Source organism: Pseudomonas sp. P4_C4 (assembly GCF_056402055.1).
Genome location: NZ_JBFUID010000002.1, coordinates 23,225 through 39,757 on the forward strand (window position 1 = coordinate 23,225; position 16,533 = coordinate 39,757).

Here is a 16,533-nt window from a genome sequence, read left to right on the forward strand (position 1 = left end):
CAGGCAAGGAGGACACCATGAGTGACGAGCAACTGCCACTGCCCACGCCGAGCCAAGAGGTGCGTCAGTGGGCCATGTTTTGCCACTTGTCCGCCTTGCTGGGGATCTGGATTCCGTTTGGCACGATCATCGGCCCGCTGATTCTCTGGCAGATGAAACGCGAGATGGACCCGTTCATCGATGCCCAGGGCAAGGAAGCGCTGAACTTTCAGATCTCCGTCGCCATTGCCTCGGCCATTTGCTTCTTGCTGATGGTGGTGATTATCGGGTTCTTCCTGTTTGGCCTGATCGCGATCGGTGCGCTGGTGCTGACGATCATTGCCGGGGTGAAGGCCAATGAAGGGCAGCCTTATCGGTATCCGTTCACCTGGCGGTTGATCAAGTAAGCCAGGACGCTGGCGCTGTTTTAAGCGCAGTTCAATACAAATGCCCCGACATGTCGGGGCATTTGTATTTTTGCAATCAGATTAATCTCTAATGTTGCGTACTTGGTCGCTCGCTATTCAAATGAAGTTCATTCGTGCAAATAAAACTCCTTACACGTTTAGTCACAAACTGCAAGACTCAGTACGGCTTGTATGCTTGGCAATGAGACTTGGCGATTGATAAAGTTTCCGCAAGTAATATTTATAAAGAAATATTTCGATATATTCGGACCATTGACGGTCTCTGAATCCAATACTAGTCAGTGTTGAGATGGATCAACCTGTTCAAGAGGCGTGTCCAGGTAAAAAGTTCGCCCCTGAATGTAAAAGCAAGAATATCCCAAATGCTTCAGCTCGATTTTTATGGAACGCTTGTCGCCGCCTCTTTAGTACTTTTGCTGGGACGCGCTCTTGTCTCACGTGTCGGCTTTTTACGTACTTATAATATCCCGGAACCTGTAGCAGGCGGCCTGGTGGTTGCCTTGGGTCTTCTGGCTTTGAGAACCCTCGATTTCGAAATCCGATTTGATACCTCGCTGCAAACTCCCTTGATGTTGGCGTTTTTTGCCACCATCGGCTTGAGTGCAGACTTCGCCAGCCTGAAGAAGGGCGGGCGCGTCGTGGGGATCTTTTTGCTGGCGGTTGTCGGACTTCTGGTGATCCAGAATGCGATGGGTATCGGGCTTGCAACGGTGCTGGGGCTCGACCCCTTGATGGGCTTGCTGACAGGCTCGATTACCTTGGCAGGCGGCCACGGTACAGGTGCTGCGTGGGGGGCGACGTTCAGCGAGAAGTTCGGTCTGGCGTCTGCCTCTGAACTGGCCATGGCCTCTGCGACGTTTGGCCTGGTGCTGGGCGGTTTGATCGGTGGGCCTGTTGCCCGCCTGCTCATCAGTCGTGTCCAGACACCCGGCTGCGAGCAGGAAAAGCCACGGTTGCCCAAGGGCTTTGAACAACCGAACAAAGAGCGCTCGATCACGTCGTTTTCGCTAGTCGAGACATTGGCTTTGATCGCTGTCAGCCTGCTGGCGGGCTCACTCCTGAATGGGTGGCTTCAGGGGACCGCATTTGAGTTGCCAACGTTTGTTTGCGTGTTGTTCGTGGGCGTGCTTTTACGGAACGGGCTTTCGGCGCTTGGCGTGTATCAGGTGTTTGAGCGTGAAGTCTCAGTGCTGGGGAACGTCAGCTTGTCGCTGTTTCTGGCGATCGCTCTGATGTCACTCAAACTGTGGGATCTGGCTGCACTGGCTTTGCCGATCTTCATCATCCTGGCTGCGCAAACGCTGGTCATGGCACTGTTCGCGATTTTTGTGACGTTCAGGATGATGGGCAGTAACTACGATGCGGCTGTACTGGCGGCAGGGCACTGCGGTTTTGGACTGGGTGCCACGCCAACGGCCATCGCTAACATGCAAGCGGTAACACAGCGCTACGGGCCTTCGCAGATAGCGTTCCTGGTGGTGCCTATGGTGGGCGCTTTCTTCATCGACATCATTAATGTCATCGTGATCAAGTTGTACCTTGCACTGCCGTTTTTCGCCGCGGTTTGAAGTTCAGGCCGTTGGGCCCCCCTGAATAGAATGCATAAAAAATGCCCGTATCTTGCGATACGGGCATTTTTTCGACCGTCTATCAGACTGTTCAGTGAAAAATCACTTAGATCGTCAGCGTCCAGTCGTAGTCCACGATCAGCGGCGCGTGTTGCGAGAACCGCGGCTGGCGTGGCAGGCGTGCACTGCGTACGAAGCGGCGCAGGCCCGGGGTCAGCAGTTGATAGTCGAAGCGCCAACCGAGGTTGAGCATCTCCGCCTGTTCGTTGTCCGGCCACCAGCTGTACTGGTCGCCTTCACGGCTGACTTCCCGCAGGGCGTCGACATAACCCATGTTGCCGACAATCTCGTCCATCCAGGCACGTTCAGGTGCCAGGAAGCCCGGAGATTGCTGGCTGTCGCGCCAGTTCTTGATATCCAGCTTCTGTTGCGCCACGTACAGCGAGCCACAATAAATGTACTCGCGACGTTTGCGTCGCTGTTTATCCAGATAACGGGCGAAGTCGTCCATTAGCTTGAACTTCTGGTTCAAGTCTTCATCGCCGTTCTGCCCCGAAGGGAGCAGCAAGGTCGCGATGCTGACCTTGTCGAAATCGGCTTGCAGGTAGCGCCCGTAGCGGTCGGCCGTCTCGAAACCGAGACCGCTGATGACAGCCTTCGGTTGCAACCGCGAATACAAAGCCACGCCGCCTTGGGCAGGGACTTCGGCATCGCAGGCATAAAGGAAGTAGCCATCCAGTTGGAAGGCTGGGTCATCCAGTTCAAAGGCGGAGGCACGGGTGTCCTGCAGGCAGATGACGTCGGCATTCTGTGCTTGCAGCCAACTGAGCAAACCACGCTCGACTGCAGCCTGAATACCATTGACGTTCACACTGATGATCCGCATAAATGGCCCCAAAAATCGCGTGCGTGTATGATACACGGCGTCAAGCTAATTAGCTAAATCCGTGGTATTTGGGGTTTTTTTCATGCAAGCGTATCAGCGCGATTTCATTCGTTTTGCCATCGATCGCGGCGTTTTGCGCTTCGGTGAGTTCACCCTGAAGTCCGGGCGTACCAGTCCTTACTTCTTCAACGCCGGCTTGTTCAACTCGGGCTCGGCTCTGGCGCAACTGGGGCGTTTCTACGCCGCCGCCATTGCTGAAAGCGGCATTGCGTTCGACGTGCTGTTTGGCCCGGCCTACAAGGGCATCCCGTTGGCGGCGACCACCGCCGTGGCGCTGGCTGAACATCACAACCGTGACCTGCCATGGTGCTTCAACCGCAAGGAAGCCAAGGCCCACGGCGAAGGCGGCAGCCTGGTCGGCGCACCGTTGACCGGCGATGTGCTGATCATCGACGACGTAATCACCGCTGGCACCGCGATCCGTGAAGTGATGCAAATCATCGCTTCCCAGGACGGCGCCAAGGCCGCTGGCGTGCTGATCGCCCTGAACCGTCAGGAGCGTGGCAACGGCGAATTGTCGGCGATCCAGGAGGTCGAGCGTGACTTCGGCATCCCGGTGATCAGCATCGTTTCGCTGAATCAGGTGCTGGAGTTCCTGGCTGATGACCCGCAGCTCAAGCAGCATCTGCCGGCCGTGGAAGCCTACCGCGCCCAGTTCGGCGTCTGACGCTAGCCCCTGTAGGAGCGAGCTTGCTCGCGAAAAACTTCAACGATAACGCGGAATGACTGAGGAATCGCGGTGTTCTGACGTCCATCGCGAGCAAGCTCGCTCCTACAGGGATCGTGGGCAAAAAAAGACCCCGCTCAGCCAGGCCGAGCGGAGTCTTCTTGTTTGCGCTATCGCTTAAGGACGCTTGCGATTGCTGATCAGGGTGCCCACCCCGGTATCGGTGAAGATTTCCAGCAGGATCGCGTTCGGCACGCGCCCGTCGATGATCAGCGAGCTGCCCACACCGCCCTGGACCGCTTCCAGTGCGCAACGGATCTTCGGCAGCATGCCGCCGTAGATGGTGCCGTCGGCGATCAGGTCGTCGACTTGCTGGGTCGTCAGGCCGGTCAGGACCGTGCCCGACTTGTCCATCAGGCCGGCAATGTTGGTCAGCAGCATCAGCTTCTCGGCTTTCAATGCTTCGGCGACTTTACCGGCCACCAGGTCAGCGTTGATGTTGTACGACTCGCCGTTGGCACCGACACCGATGGGTGCGATCACCGGAATGAAATCGCCCTTGACCAGCAGGTTCAGCAGATCGGTGTTGATCCCGACCACTTCGCCCACATGGCCAATGTCGATGATTTCCGGGGTGGTCATTTCCGGGGTCTGGCGGGTAACGGTCAGCTTCTTCGCGCGAATCAGCTCGGCGTCTTTACCGGTCAGGCCGATGGCGCTGCCGCCATGACGGTTGATCAGGTTGACGATGTCCTTGTTGACCTGGCCGCCGAGGACCATTTCCACCACGTCCATGGTCGCGGCGTCGGTGACGCGCATGCCGTCGACGAAATGGCTCTCGATCGACAGGCGCTTGAGCAGGTCACCGATTTGCGGGCCGCCACCGTGAACCACCACCGGGTTGATGCCCACGGCCTTCATCAGCACGATGTCGCGGGCGAAGCCGGTTTTCAGCTCCTCGCTTTCCATCGCGTTGCCGCCGTATTTGATCACCAGGGTCTTGCCGACATAACGGCGGATGTAAGGTAGCGCTTCGGACAGGACCTTGGCGGTGTTGGCGGCGGCTTCGCGTTCGAGGGTCATTCAGGGCTCCGGGTGAATCAGAACGGTAGTTGGAGATCAGGTGCAACGCGCTTGAGCTGGATGTGGAACACATCCTTGATGCGTTGCAGTTCAGCCTCGTCATCGGCCTCGAAACGCAGCACCAGCACCGGTGTGGTGTTGGATGCGCGTACCAGGCCCCAGCCTTTGGCATAGTCGACTCGCACGCCGTCAATGGTGGTCAGGTCAGCGCCTTCGCCCCACTGCGCATCGTGCAATGCATCAATGATGCTGAATTTGCTCTCTTCGGTCACATGGATATTGATTTCCGGCGTAGAAATATCGTTCGGGAAGGTCGCGAACAGCTCTTCGGCCGAGGATTTTTCCTTGCTGAGGATCTCCAGCAAGCGCGCGGCGCTGTAAATGCCGTCGTCGAAACCGAACCAGCGCTCCTTGAAGAAGATGTGCCCGCTCATTTCGCCGGCCAACAGGGCGCCGGATTGTTTCATTTTCTTTTTGATCAACGAGTGACCGGTCTTCCACATTAACGACCGGCCACCGTATTCCTTGATCAGCGGTATCAGGCGGCGGGTGCATTTGACGTCGAAGATGATCTCGGCGCCCGGGTTGCGCGCCACGACGTCGCGGGCGAACAGCATCAGCAGGCGGTCCGGGTAAACGATGCTGCCGGTGTTGGTCACCACGCCGACGCGGTCGCCATCGCCGTCGAAGGCCAGGCCGATATCGGCCTTGGTTTCCTTGACCTTGTTGATCAGGTCCACGAGGTTTTCAGGCTTGCCCGGGTCCGGGTGGTGGTTGGGGAAATTCCCGTCGACTTCGCAAAACAGCGGGATGACTTCGCAGTTCAGCGCTTCGATCAGCTGCGGGGCGATCACGCCGGCCGCGCCGTTGCCGCAGTCGACGACCACTTTCAGGCGACGGGCCAGCTTGATGTCCTGGACGATTTCGGTGGTGTAGCGGTCAAGGATCTCGACCTGGGTGATGCTGCCCTGGCCGCTGCTCAGGTTGTTGGTCTTGAGGCGGTCATGCAGGGCCTGGATCTGTTCGTTGGCCAAGGTGTCGCCGGCAATGACGATCTTGAAGCCGTTGTAGTTCGACGGGTTGTGGCTGCCGGTAAGCATCACGCCGGATTTGCCGGCCAGTACGTTGGCGGCGTAGTAGAGCGCCGGAGTCGGGACCAGGCCGACATCACTGACGTGGCAGCCGCTGTCAGCGATGCCTTTGATCAGTTGTGCGACCAGTTCCGGGCCGGACAAGCGGCCATCGCGACCGACGGAAACGTTTGGCTCGCCCTGGGCCAGGCTTTGGGAGCCGACGGCGCGGCCGATCCAGTAAGCGGTTTCAGCGTTCAGGAATTCCGGAACGGTGCCGCGAATGTCATAGGCGCGGAAGATGCTGTCAGGGAACTTGGGTGCGACTTTGGCCGGGGTGTTCATCTGTGGAAATGCTCCATCTCGAAAGTGGCTGGACAGGCCGCCGATTCATTCGGCGGCAGGTTCAAACTGAAGGGTATGACGGCGTTTTTCACAGAGAGTTCGTGGTATGAAAGGGCCATGACGCGCCTGACGACAAGGGTTTGACCGGRCAATGCCTTGATTTTCGGAGCTAAACCTTGCAGATGACAATTTGAATTTTGTGGCGAGGGAGTCCGTTCCTCCACCACAAGAAGAGCGTGACCGGATCAGCGAGTACCGGTATGGCCGAAACCGCCAGTGCCGCGCTCGGTTTCAACAAACTCTTCAACCATCTCGAAGTGAGCCTGCACCACCGGCACCAGCACCAGTTGCGCCAGGCGCTCGCCGACCGGCATGGTGAATTCGGTCTGGCCACGGTTCCAGCAGGAGACCATCAATGGGCCTTGGTAGTCGGAGTCGATCAGGCCGACCAGATTGCCCAGTACGATGCCGTGCTTATGGCCCATTCCCGAGCGCGGCAGAATCAGCGCCGCCAGGTTCGGGTCACCGATATAGACCGACAGGCCGGTGGGAATCAGCACGGTTTCACCCGGCTTGATCACGGTGTCCTGTTCCAGCATGGCGCGCAGGTCGAGGCCGGCGGAGCCCGGTGTGGCGTATTGCGGCAGCGGGAATTCGGTACCGATGCGGGGGTCGAGGATCTTGGCTTGCAAAGCGTGCATGTAAATTAAACCTGGTTCAGACGTTCGGCGATAAAAGTGATCAGCTGGCGAGCAATCTTGCTCTTGCTGGTCTGGGCGAAGAGTGTGGCGTGTAGCTCACGGTCGATCACGCTGCAGGCGTTTTCTTCGCTGTTGAAGCCAATGCTCGGGTTGGCGACGTCGTTGGCGACGATCAAATCGAGGTTCTTGTCTTTCAGCTTGCGCGCAGCGTAATCGAGCAGGTGTTCGGTCTCGGCGGCGAAACCGACACTGAACGGGCGGTCGGGGCGGGTGGCGATGGTGGCCAGGATGTCCGGGTTACGCACCATCTGTAGCAACAAGCCGTCGCCGTTCGTAGGGTCTTTCTTGAGTTTCTGTGGGGCAACGACTTCCGGGCGGTAGTCCGCAACGGCTGCCGAGGCGATGAACAGGTCGCAAGGGATCGCCGCTTCGCAGGCAGCGAGCATGTCGCGGGCGCTGACTACATCGATGCGGGTGACGCGATCCGGGGTCGGCAGATGCACGGGACCGGTGATCAGGGTCACACGGGCACCGGCTTCCACGGCGGCTTCGGCCAGGGCAAAGCCCATTTTCCCGGAACTATGGTTGGTGATGTAACGCACCGGGTCGATGTTTTCCTGGGTCGGACCGGCCGTGATCAGCACGTGTTTACCGGTCAGGGCCTGACGCTGAAAGCAGTCGGCGGCGCACTGGGCCAGTTCAAGGGCTTCGAGCATGCGCCCCAGCCCGACGTCGCCGCAGGCCTGGCTGCCGGAGGCTGGGCCGAAGACCTTGATGTCGCGGCTTTCGAGGGTTTGCAGGTTGGCCTGGGTCGCCGGGTCGCGCCACATGGCCTGGTTCATTGCCGGTGCAACGGCGACCACTGCGTCGGTGGCCAGCACCAGCGTGGTCAGCAGGTCGTCGGCAATGCCTTGGGCCAGACGGGCGATCAGGTCCGCAGTGGCGGGGGCGATCAGCACCAGGTCGGCCCATTTTGCCAGCTCGATGTGGCCCATGGCCGCTTCGGCCGCCGGGTCCAGCAGGTCCAGGTGGACCGGGTGCCCGGACAGGGCCTGCATGGTCAGTGGGGTGATGAACTCTGCGCCGCCACGGGTCATGACCACGCGCACTTCGGCGCCCTGGTCGATCAGGCGGCGAACCAGGTCGGCGCTCTTGTAGGCGGCGATACCGCCGCCGACGCCCAGAACAATGCGTTTCCGATACAGCCGCTGCATAGGCCTGCCTTTCAATTCGTTGGTGACTTACGTGGCGAAACCCCCTCCCCAGGGTGAATTCGCCCGCAAAAAAGATGGGCTACGATATCACAGCGACCGCTACGGAACAGCGGCGCCCACAGACAGGGAGGTGCTATGAGTATTCGCGATTGGCCGGCGGCGGAACGGCCGCGGGAGAGGTTGCTTGAACAGGGCGCGGGAAGCCTTTCGGATGCCGAACTGCTGGCGATCTTTTTACGCACGGGCGTGGTGGGTAAAAGTGCAGTGGATTTGGCGCGACACCTGTTGAATCAGTTTGGCAGCCTGCGATTGCTGCTTGAGGCCGATCAGGAAACGTTCAGCAAGCAGTTGGGGCTTGGGCCGGCGAAATTTGCACAGTTGCAGGCTGCGCAAGAAATGAGCAGGCGTCATCTGGCCGAGCGTGCGCGCCAAAAATCGGCACTGGAGAATCCTCACGCGGTTCGTGAGTACCTGAAATCGATGCTGCGACACGAGCCACACGAGGTATTTGGCTGCCTGTTTCTCGATTCCAAGCATCAGGTGCTGACGTTTGAGACGCTGTTTCGCGGCTCCATCGACAACACCAGTGTTCATCCGCGAGAGGTGGTCAAACGCGCCTTGGCCAACAACGCAGCGGCATTGATCCTCTGCCACAACCATCCTTCGGGTAACACCGACCCTAGTCAGTCCGACCGGGTGCTGACCAAGCGCCTGCAAAAGGCGCTGGAGTTGATTGACGTGCGGGTGCTTGACCATTTCATCATCGGCGACGGCGATCCGTTGTCGATGGCTGAGTATGGGTGGATGTAGATCTGGTGGGGGAATGCAGAACCCTGTGGGAGCGAGCTTGCTCGCGATGGCGTCGGCACATTCAGCATTGATGTTGCCTGAAAGTCCGCTATCGCGAGCAAGCTCGCTCCCACAGGTTTTGTGTTGTGTCAGATTATTTGAGGTTTACCTTCGAATAATCCTGCCGCCCAAACGGGCTGACCGAGTACCCCTCGACATCCTTGCGCGTCAGCGCGAAAGCAGTCGGGTGGGCCAGGGGCAGCCACAACGCCTGTTGCTGGATCTGCGCCTGCGCCTGTTCGTAGAGTTTGCTACGCACACCTTGCTCGCCAGTGGTCTTGCCGGCGCTGATCAGCTTGTCCAGATCCTGGTTGCAGTAACGGGCGAAGTTGGTCCCGGATTTGACCGCAGCGCAGGAAAACTGCGGCGTGAGGAAGTTGTCCGGGTCACCGTTGTCGCCAGCCCACCCCATGAACAGCAAGTCGTGTTCACCGGCCTTGGCGCGGCGGATCAACTCGCCCCATTCGATCACGCGTATTTCTGCCTGAATGCCGATTTCGGCCAGATCGGACTGCAGCAGTTGCGCACCTAGGCTCGGGTTGGGGTTGAGCAGGCTGCCGGAAGGGCGGGTCCAGATGGTGGTCTGGAAGCCGTCCTTGAGCCCGGCCTTGGCCATCAAGGCTTTGGCCTTTTCGATGTCGTGAGGGTAGCCCGGCAGGTTTTTCGCGTAGCTCCAGGTGTTGGGCGGGTACGGACCGTTGGCCGCCTCGGCAGTATCCTCGAACACGGCTTTGACATAGCTGGCCTTGTCGAAGGCAAGGTTGATGGCCTGACGCACCTCTGGCTTGTCCAGCGGCGGGTGCTGGCTGTTGATGCCGACGAATGCGGTCATGAACGCGTCAGTCTTTTCGACTTTCAGGGTCGGCTCTTTCAGCGCTTCCTGTACGTCCAGAGGCTTGGGCGACAGGGCGATCTGGCATTCGTTACGGCGCAATTTCTGCAGGCGCACGTTGGCATCCGGCGTGATGGCGAAGATCAGCGGATCTACAGAGGGTTTGCCGCCGAAGTATTCGGGGTTGGCTTTGTAGCGAACCGAGGCGTCCTTCTGGAAGCGCGTGAATACGAACGGCCCCGTGCCGATCGGCTGGCTGTTGAGCTTCTCAGGCGTGCCGGCCTTCATCAGTTTGTCGGCGTACTCGGCCGAATAGATCGAGGCGAAGCCCATGGTCAGGGTCGCCAGGAAGGTCGAATCCGGGTGGTCGAGGGTGAAGCGCACGGTTTGTGGGTCAAGGGCGTCGATTTTCTTGATCAGTGCAGGCAACTGCATCGATTGCGCATGCGGGAAGCCGCTCTGGGCGACTTTGTGCCACACATTGGCCGGGTCGAGCATGCGGTCGAAGCTGAAAATCACGTCTTCGGCGTTCAGGTCACGTGTCGGGGTGAAGTACTCGGTGCGATGGAATTTCACCTGCGGGTGCAACTTGAAGACGTAGGTCAGGCCGTCGGGGCTGACTTCCCAGCTGTCGGCGAGGCTGGCGACCACTTTGCCACTGGCCGTGTCGAAGTCCACCAGGCTGTTCATCAGCACATCGGCCGAGGCGTTGGTGGTGGTCAGCGAGTTGTACTGCACCACGTCGAACCCTTCAGGGCTGGCCTCGGTGCAGACGCTCAGGGCGGCGGCAAAGGCCTGTGGGCTCAGCAGAAGCGGGGCGAACAACAGCGGTAGGGCAGCAAGGCGCATGGTCGGCTTCCTTTTCAGGTCGAAGGCCCATCTGCAAGTGCAGTCTGGAAAAGGCTTACCCTAGTGGGCTCTTTTGCAAATGACTATCCCCTTTTTCATTTTAAGGGGACTATAGGCGACTGAATTTGCTGTGCCACGGCTGAGCAAACTCTCTGGTTGGCTCGGTTAGCGATACTCTGCGACGAGCGGTCGCCATCGACGATAGCCTTTGTCCAAGGCGCTCGGAGTCCGAAAAACGGGGTTTTTGTGAATTCAACGCACACCGAATGTTGTTGCTCTCCAGTCTTTCTGGTATAAAGCAGCGCTCTTTTCTAGGGGCCCGGTTCCTTCACTGTAGGTGTAGCCGGTAAGACCTCTAAAGAAACGCGGCGCCTGGCGCCAAATGACTGAGAGATTAAGCGGCCAACCCATGCCGGGTTGGGCATGTGGTTTTAGAGGGCTGAGGCATGTCTAGAGTATGTCAAGTTACCGGTAAGGGTCCGGTAACCGGGAATAACATTTCCCACGCAAACAACAAAACCCGTCGTCGTTTCCTGCCGAACCTGCAGCATCACCGCTTCTGGGTTGAAGAAGAGAAACGTTTTGTGCGTCTGCGCGTATCTGCCAAAGGCATGCGTATCATCGACAAGCGTGGCATCACTGTCGTGCTGGCCGAACTTCGCCGCGATGGCAAGGTTTAAGGGAGCTAATCATGCGTGAATTGATTCGTTTGATTTCGAGCGCCGGTACTGGTCACTTCTACACTACCGACAAGAACAAGCGTACTACCCCGGACAAAATCGAGATCAAGAAATATGATCCGGTTGTTCGCAAGCACGTGATCTACAAAGAAGGCAAAATCAAGTAATTGATTTTTCCCTCTTACAAAAAAGGCCCGTATCGCGAGATACGGGCCTTTTTTGTTGCCTGAGGGTTTTTGTGTCGGCTTTCAGGGGCTCTTCGCCGGCTCAAACACCTGAAATCTTCAAGCCTTCTGTTCAAACGCCACATAGATCTTGCGGCATGGCTCCAGCACTTCCCAGGTGCCTTTGAACCCGGCCGGAATGACGAAGCGGTCTCCGGCGCGCAAGGTCTTGGCGTTGCCGTCGCTGTCGCGCAGCACCGAAACACCCTGAACGATTTCGCAGTATTCGTGTTCGGTGAAGTTCACCGTCCACTGGCCGACGGCACCTTCCCACACACCGGCGTTCAACTGACCACAAGGGCTATTGTAGTGGTTGTAAACCGCTTGCTCCGGGTCGCCCTTGAGCACTTTGGTCGGGTCCGGACGGTAGCGTTCGGCGGCGGTGGTAGCCTGGCTGAAGTCGACGACGTTCTGGATGTTCATTGTTGTTATCCCTCCGTGATTACGGCGCGAGTGGTTGGTCAGCCCAAAGTCTATGTTTATTAAAATGAACATCGCAAGGCCATTTGCCGGCGTTATGTCAAATATATTGAAACTTTATGGGCGGCTGGTTTAGGGTGGTGGATGCCTTGGGCCGATAAGCAGGCTGGCCGGGCAGAATTCCTGACAGCGCCCGCGAAGAACGCGGGTGTCGTATCAATAAGAGGAGGACACTCGCATGACCACCCTGACCCGTGCCGACTGGGAACAACGTGCCCGCGACCTGAAAATCGAAGGCCGCGCCTATATCAATGGCGAATACACCGACGCCGTCTCCGGCGAGACTTTCGAGTGCATCAGCCCGGTCGATGGCCGTCTGCTGGGCAAGATTGCCAGCTGTGACGCCGCCGACGCCCAGCGCGCCGTGGAAAACGCCCGCGCCACCTTCAATTCCGGTGTCTGGTCGCGCCTGGCGCCGACCAAGCGCAAATCCACCATGATCCGTTTCGCCGGCCTGCTCAAGCAGCACGCCGAAGAGCTGGCCCTGCTTGAAACCCTGGACATGGGCAAGCCGATCAGCGACTCCCTGTACATCGACGTTCCCGGCGCGGCGCAAGCCCTGAGCTGGAGCGGCGAAGCCATCGACAAGATCTACGACGAAGTCGCTGCAACCCCGCACGATCAACTGGGCCTGGTGACTCGTGAGCCCGTTGGCGTGGTCGGCGCCATCGTGCCGTGGAACTTCCCGCTGATGATGGCGTGCTGGAAACTGGGCCCGGCGCTGTCCACCGGTAACTCGGTGATCCTCAAGCCGTCGGAAAAATCGCCGCTGACGGCGATTCGCATCGCTGAGCTGGCTGTCGAAGCCGGCATCCCGAAAGGCGTTCTGAACGTGTTGCCGGGTTACGGTCACACCGTCGGCAAGGCCCTGGCCCTGCACAACGACGTCGACACCCTGGTGTTCACCGGTTCGACCAAGATCGCCAAGCAGCTGTTGATCTACTCCGGCGAGTCGAACATGAAGCGCGTCTGGCTCGAAGCAGGCGGCAAGAGCCCGAACATCGTGTTCGCCGATGCGCCGAACCTGCAAGACGCTGCCGAAGCGGCTGCCGGTGCCATCGCCTTTAACCAGGGCGAAGTTTGCACCGCCGGTTCGCGCCTGCTGGTGGAGCGTTCGATCAAGGATAAATTCCTGCCGCTGGTGATCGAAGCGCTGAAAACCTGGAAGCCGGGCAACCCGCTGGACCCGGCGACCAACGTTGGTGCGCTGGTTGATACCCAGCAGATGAACACCGTGCTGTCTTACATCGAGTCCGGTCATGCCGACGGCGCCAAGCTGGTGGCCGGTGGCAAGCGTACGCTCCAGGAAACGGGCGGCACTTACGTTGAGCCGACGATTTTCGACGGTGTGAGCAACGCGATGAAAATCGCCCAGGAAGAAATCTTCGGCCCGGTACTGTCGGTCATCGCATTCGACAGCGCAGAAGAAGCCATCGCCATTGCCAACGACACACCATATGGCCTGGCCGCTGCGGTCTGGACGGCCGACATTTCCAAGGCTCACCTCACCGCCCGCGCACTGCGTGCCGGTAGCGTGTGGGTCAACCAGTACGATGGCGGCGACATGACCGCTCCGTTCGGTGGCTTCAAGCAGTCCGGCAATGGTCGCGACAAGTCCCTGCACGCGTTCGACAAGTACACCGAGCTGAAGGCGACCTGGATCAAGTTGTAAGTCAGTGAGGGAGCTCGATGGTTAAGTCGGGCGTCCTGAGCGACGCAGATCCCCTGTGGGAGCGAGCTTGCTCGCGATAGCGGTGTAACAGTCGACTTCAATGTTGAATGTTGTACCGCTATCGCGAGCAAGCTCGCTCCCACAGTGTTTTGTGTTGTACATAAAAATATCCACAGGAGCGTGGAACATGCGTTGGGCGACGTATTTCGCCGTTTTGGCATCTGTCCTGAGTGTCGGCCTGGCCCTGGGGGTCAGCATGCCGCTGGTGTCGTTTCGCCTGGAAAGCTGGGGCTACGGCTCGTTTGCCATTGGTGTGATGGCGGCGATGCCGGCCATCGGTGTCCTGTTGGGGGCGAAAATCTCCAGCCATCTGGCGGCGCGTTTCGGCACGGCCAATCTGATGCGCCTGTGCCTGTGGGCCGGGGCGGTTTCGATCGGTTTGCTGGCGCTGTTGCCGAGCTATCCGATCTGGTTGGTGTTGCGCCTGATGATCGGGGTGATCCTGACCCTCGTATTCATCATCGGTGAAAGCTGGATCAACCAACTGGTGGTCGAGCAATGGCGCGGGCGGTTGGTGGCGCTGTATGGCAGCAGCTACGCACTGAGTCAGCTGGCCGGGCCGGTGTTGTTGGGCTTCCTTGGCACCGAGCACAATTATGGTTTTTGGGTCGGCGTCGGTTTGCTGATGGCGGCTCCATTTCTGTTGCTGGGGCGCAGTGGTGCGCCGAGCAGCGAGGCCAGCAGCGTGACCTTGCGTGATTTGCTTGAGTTCTGCCGTGGCCTGCCGGCGATTGCCTGGGCGGTGTCGCTGTTCGCCGCGTTCGAGGCGATGATTCTGACGCTGTTGCCGGTCTATTGCCTGCGCCAGGGCTTCACCACGGAGATCGCCCTGGCGATGGTCAGTACGGTGGTGGTCGGCGATGCAGTGCTGCAATTGCCGATTGGTGCGTTGGCCGATCGCTTGTCACGCCGTGCATTGTTTACCGGCTGCGCAGTCGTCTTGCTGCTGTCGAGTCTGGCGATTCCGATGCTGATCGACACGCTGCTGATCTGGCCACTGTGGGTGTTGTTCGGCGCCAGCGCTGGCGGGTTATTCACCTTGTCGTTGATCCTGATCGGCGAACGTTATCGCGACGATGCACTGGTGCGGGCTAACGCCCATATCGCCCAGCTGTGGGGGATTGGTTGTCTGATCGGGCCGCTGCTGGCGGGCGCCGGCAGCCAGTGGATCAGCGGTCATGCGTTGCCGTTGCTGATGGCGGTGGGGGCCTTGGGCGTATTGATCGTGGTGTCGCGGCAAGGGGCGTTTGGTACCGCGCAACCGGCATAGCTCAAAAGATCTTTTGAGGGTTCTACAACATCTTCTCCAGCCCAACCGTATTGCTCAGCCACGCATTGAATCGCCGCCACCAACTCCCTGGCTCCTTGGTCAGGGTGTGCATTTTTCCGTCGTCTTCGGTGGTCCAGACGATCTGACCGTTTTCCAGCTCCACCTGATAACTCAGGGCCGGCGCCATACCCTGCAGTGCCAGTTCGTGGACCCGTGCGGCCAACTCCGGACTGTCCACCAGCACGCCGACTTCGGTGTTCCACAGTACCGAGCGCGGATCGAAATTGAACGAGCCGATAAAGGACTTCTGCTGGTCGAAGATCATCGCCTTGCTGTGCAGGCTGGATTCAGAGCCGTGATAGGCGTTGCTGGAAAAAAGATACCGCCCGCTACCGCTGTCGCCTCCCTCGCCGGGTTGGCGACGCAATTCGTACAGCTTCACGCCGTGCTCCAGCAGTGCCCTGCGATAGGGCGCGTAACCACCGTGTACAGCGGGAACGTCCGTGGCTTCCAGTGAATTGGTCAGCAAGCTCACGGAAACGCCGGCATCGGCGCGCCCGGTCAGGTACACCAGTCCCGGCTGGCCGGGCACAAAGTAGGCCGAGATCATGATCAGCTCTTTGCTGACGTTATTGAGTTCAGGTGCGAGTTGCGTGGTCAGCAGCAACTGCGGATCGGGTTCGCCCTTGGCCAGTACCTTGCTCGGCGCATCCCACAATGCCTGGTTCCAGGCCCAGATCAGTTCGCGGCGCCAGATGTCCAGGCGTGGGTGGGTGGTGAAGGTCATCAGGTGTTTGTAGAGCGTGTGATTCTGTTTGCGCGTTTCCGCCAGGGACTCTTCCAGTCGGGCGCGAGTGTTTTCCAGGTCATGGGGTGTGGGTTTGCTCGACAGGAATTCGTCGATCGGTTTACTCAGGGCGCTGTTCCAGTACTGGTCGAAACTGTGCCCGAGTTGCTCGGCGACGGGGCCGACACCGAGCATGTCGATGTCAGTGAAATTCATGTTGGGCTTGGCATCGTAATACTCATCCCCCAGATTGCGTCCGCCGACGATGGCCATGCTGTTGTCCGCCAGCAACAGCTTGTTGTGCATGCGTCGATGTTGTTGCGACAGATTGAACAGCCGGCCCACGGTACGGGTCACGCCGGTGCTGCGGCCAAGATTCAGCGGATTGAACACGCGGATCTGGATTTTCGGATGCGCGGCGAGGGTGGCGATGACGCGGTCCAGGCCGTCGCTGGCGGTGTCGTCGAGCAGTACCCGCACCCGCACGCCCCGGTCGGCGGCCTTGAGCAACTCCTCGATCAACATGCGCGTGCTGATGCCGTCATGCACGATGTAGTACTGCAAGTCGAGGCTGCTTTGGGCGTTACGGATCAGTTCGGCGCGGGCGGTGAAGGCCTCGGTGCTGTCTGACAGCAGGCGAAAGCCCGATTGCCCCTTGTAAGGTGCAGCCTGTGCCTGGACCGAGCGACCGAATGCGGAGTCTGAAGCCGGCAACGCCTGGCTCGGCACACGCTGAGCGTCGAAGCTGGAGCAACCGCCCAGGAACGTGGCGAGCAGCAAAAGAGCAAGCAGGGGTTGTCTGGCTCTCACGTAGGATCGTTCCGTTTGG

The 16,533-nt window shown here is 59.2% G+C and carries 15 protein-coding genes and 1 pseudogene; 8 read left to right on the top strand and 8 right to left on the bottom strand.

The annotated features are described in order from the left end of the window. The first annotated feature begins 17 nt into the window (after positions 1-17). Complete coding sequence (locus tag AC1DXW_RS01635; protein ID WP_007996522.1) at positions 18-386, top strand: DUF4870 domain-containing protein; 369 nt, start codon at positions 18-20, stop codon at positions 384-386. A 383-nt stretch (positions 387-769) separates the two neighbouring features. Next, positions 770-1,975: a sodium/glutamate symporter gene (gltS, locus tag AC1DXW_RS01640; protein ID WP_477752266.1), complete on the top strand. Its 1,206-nt coding sequence runs from the start codon at positions 770-772 to the stop codon at positions 1,973-1,975. Between the two features lie 106 nt (positions 1,976-2,081). Here gltS and AC1DXW_RS01645 read toward each other — a convergent pair whose 3' ends face one another. Further along, on the bottom strand, positions 2,082-2,861 hold the full coding sequence (locus AC1DXW_RS01645; RefSeq protein ID WP_003176915.1) for an exodeoxyribonuclease III: 780 nt from the start codon (positions 2,859-2,861) through the stop codon (positions 2,082-2,084). Between the two features lie 82 nt (positions 2,862-2,943). On the opposite strand from AC1DXW_RS01645, the gene pyrE reads away from it, so the two are divergent. Further along, a complete protein-coding gene (gene pyrE, locus AC1DXW_RS01650; RefSeq protein WP_008047079.1) occupies positions 2,944-3,588 on the top strand; it encodes an orotate phosphoribosyltransferase in 645 nt (214 codons plus the stop codon). A gap of 177 nt (positions 3,589-3,765) precedes the next feature. Here pyrE and argB read toward each other — a convergent pair whose 3' ends face one another. The 4 genes and pseudogenes from argB to coaBC form a co-directional block, all read right to left on the bottom strand. Then, entirely contained in the window at positions 3,766-4,671 is a 906-nt protein-coding gene (gene argB / locus AC1DXW_RS01655; protein WP_008047078.1) for an acetylglutamate kinase, read from the bottom strand. A gap of 17 nt (positions 4,672-4,688) precedes the next feature. Next, positions 4,689-6,065, bottom strand: a pseudogene (locus tag AC1DXW_RS01660) (phosphomannomutase/phosphoglucomutase); the annotation flags it as partial. Positions 6,066-6,331: 266 nt separating this feature from the next. Next, complete coding sequence (gene dut / locus AC1DXW_RS01665; protein ID WP_007975171.1) at positions 6,332-6,787, bottom strand: dUTP diphosphatase; 456 nt, start codon at positions 6,785-6,787, stop codon at positions 6,332-6,334. A 5-nt stretch (positions 6,788-6,792) separates the two neighbouring features. Then, on the bottom strand, positions 6,793-8,001 hold the full coding sequence (coaBC, locus tag AC1DXW_RS01670) for a bifunctional phosphopantothenoylcysteine decarboxylase/phosphopantothenate--cysteine ligase CoaBC (RefSeq protein ID WP_102700099.1): 1,209 nt from the start codon (positions 7,999-8,001) through the stop codon (positions 6,793-6,795). 135 nt (positions 8,002-8,136) lie between these two features. On the opposite strand from coaBC, the gene radC reads away from it, so the two are divergent. Then, positions 8,137-8,811 carry a RadC family protein gene (gene radC, locus AC1DXW_RS01675; protein WP_218431783.1) on the top strand — a complete coding sequence of 225 codons (675 nt, stop codon included), beginning with the start codon at positions 8,137-8,139 and terminating at the stop codon, positions 8,809-8,811. Positions 8,812-8,944: 133 nt separating this feature from the next. Here radC and AC1DXW_RS01680 read toward each other — a convergent pair whose 3' ends face one another. Continuing rightward, positions 8,945-10,531 (bottom strand): ABC transporter substrate-binding protein, encoded by a 1,587-nt coding sequence (locus AC1DXW_RS01680; protein WP_477752267.1) that lies wholly within the window; start codon positions 10,529-10,531, stop codon positions 8,945-8,947. Positions 10,532-10,977: 446 nt separating this feature from the next. Between AC1DXW_RS01680 and rpmB the strand changes: the two genes are divergently transcribed. Both rpmB and rpmG read left to right on the top strand, forming a co-directional pair. Further along, complete coding sequence (rpmB, locus tag AC1DXW_RS01685) at positions 10,978-11,211, top strand: 50S ribosomal protein L28 (protein WP_007975166.1); 234 nt, start codon at positions 10,978-10,980, stop codon at positions 11,209-11,211. An 11-nt stretch (positions 11,212-11,222) separates the two neighbouring features. After that, positions 11,223-11,378 (top strand): 50S ribosomal protein L33, encoded by a 156-nt coding sequence (gene rpmG, locus AC1DXW_RS01690; protein ID WP_003177274.1) that lies wholly within the window; start codon positions 11,223-11,225, stop codon positions 11,376-11,378. A 117-nt stretch (positions 11,379-11,495) separates the two neighbouring features. On the opposite strand, the gene AC1DXW_RS01695 is transcribed toward rpmG, so the two are convergent. Then, entirely contained in the window at positions 11,496-11,858 is a 363-nt protein-coding gene (locus AC1DXW_RS01695; protein WP_108217231.1) for a cupin domain-containing protein, read from the bottom strand. 235 nt (positions 11,859-12,093) lie between these two features. Here AC1DXW_RS01695 and AC1DXW_RS01700 point away from each other — a divergent pair, with 235 nt between their 5' ends. Further along, the gene (locus AC1DXW_RS01700) at positions 12,094-13,587 is read left to right on the top strand and encodes an aldehyde dehydrogenase (protein ID WP_007996504.1); all 1,494 of its coding nucleotides are present in this window, start codon (positions 12,094-12,096) and stop codon (positions 13,585-13,587) included. 187 nt (positions 13,588-13,774) lie between these two features. Further along, entirely contained in the window at positions 13,775-14,917 is a 1,143-nt protein-coding gene (locus AC1DXW_RS01705) for an MFS transporter (protein WP_477752269.1), read from the top strand. A 22-nt stretch (positions 14,918-14,939) separates the two neighbouring features. Here the strand turns inward: AC1DXW_RS01705 and AC1DXW_RS01710 are convergent, their stop codons facing one another. Continuing rightward, positions 14,940-16,514: a phospholipase D-like domain-containing protein gene (locus tag AC1DXW_RS01710; RefSeq protein ID WP_477752270.1), complete on the bottom strand. Its 1,575-nt coding sequence runs from the start codon at positions 16,512-16,514 to the stop codon at positions 14,940-14,942. Between the last annotated feature and the right edge of the window lie 19 nt (positions 16,515-16,533).